Origin of the sequence: Bradyrhizobium zhengyangense (assembly GCF_022012555.1) — a bacterium.
GTDB classification, from domain to species: Bacteria; Pseudomonadota; Alphaproteobacteria; order Rhizobiales; family Xanthobacteraceae; genus Bradyrhizobium; species Bradyrhizobium zhengyangense.
In genome coordinates, this window is the sequence record NZ_JAKLTZ010000082.1 from 1 (window position 1) to 1,011 (window position 1,011).

Consider the following 1,011-nt stretch of genomic DNA (forward strand, 5'->3'; position numbering starts at 1 on the left):
GTGTCGCGGCCTGATGATGATTGCCGCGATGATTGTCGCGCGCAAGAGTTTTGTTGAACTCTGATTGTCGCGCAGCGTCAATCAGCGACGGTTTTGGATGTCGCGTGCGATGGCGGCCGTCCGGGACCGCGTTTTCGTTCGAGGGCGGTCCGTCTGCGATAGCTCTCGACGTTCATCTCGACGATGGTGGCGTGATGAACGAGGCGATCGATAGCGGCCAGGGTCATGGCGGGGTCCGGGAAGACCCTGTTCCATTCGCCGAATGGCTGATTGGCGGTGATCAGCATCGAGCGGCGCTCGTAGCGTGCGCTGATGAGCTCGAACAGCACGCTGGTCTCGGCCTGATCCTTGGTGACGTAAGCGAGATCATCAAGAATCAGGAGATCGAAGCGATCGAGACGATTGATGGCCGCCTCGAGGTTAAGCTCGCGTCGCGCTAGCTGGAGCTTCTGCACGAGATCGGTGGTCCGGGTGAAGAGGACGCGCCATCCGTTCTCGATGAGGGCCAGGCCGATCGCTGCCGCCAAGTGGCTCTTTCCGCCGCCGGGCGGGCCGAACAACAGCAAATTGGCGCCCTTGCCCAGCCAGCTGTCACCGGCGGCGAGCGCCATCACCTGCGCCTTTGAGATCATCGGCACAGCTTCGAAGTCGAAGCTGTCGAAGGTCTTTCCGGTGGGCAAACGTGCTTCGACAAGGTGTCGTTCGGTCCGACGGCGGCCGCGTTCGGCAATCTCGTGCTCGGCGATGGTCGCGAGGAAGCGGCCGGCCGGCCAGCCTTCCTTGTCGGACTGTTCGGCAAATTGCGCCCACAGCACCTTGATGGCAGGCAGACGGAGCTCATTGAGCAACAGATTGAGGCGCGCGGCATCAACCGTGTTCGTTACGCTCATGCGGCACCTCCGGTCTCGGCGGTACCGATGAGGCATTCGTAGGTCGCAAGCGGCACGAGCTGCACCACGACGTTCGGCAGGTTGGCGGGATCGGGGGCGAAGTAAGCACGTAGCCGGTTGA

At 62.3% G+C, this 1,011-nt stretch carries 1 protein-coding gene; it reads right to left on the bottom strand.

The genetic code is table 11. The features are described from left to right. Window positions 1-77 precede the first annotated feature (77 nt). The gene (gene istB, locus L6639_RS42940; RefSeq protein ID WP_237867380.1) at window positions 78-890 is read right to left on the bottom strand and encodes an IS21-like element helper ATPase IstB; all 813 of its coding nucleotides are present in this window, start codon (window positions 888-890) and stop codon (window positions 78-80) included. Between the last annotated feature and the right edge of the window lie 121 nt (window positions 891-1,011).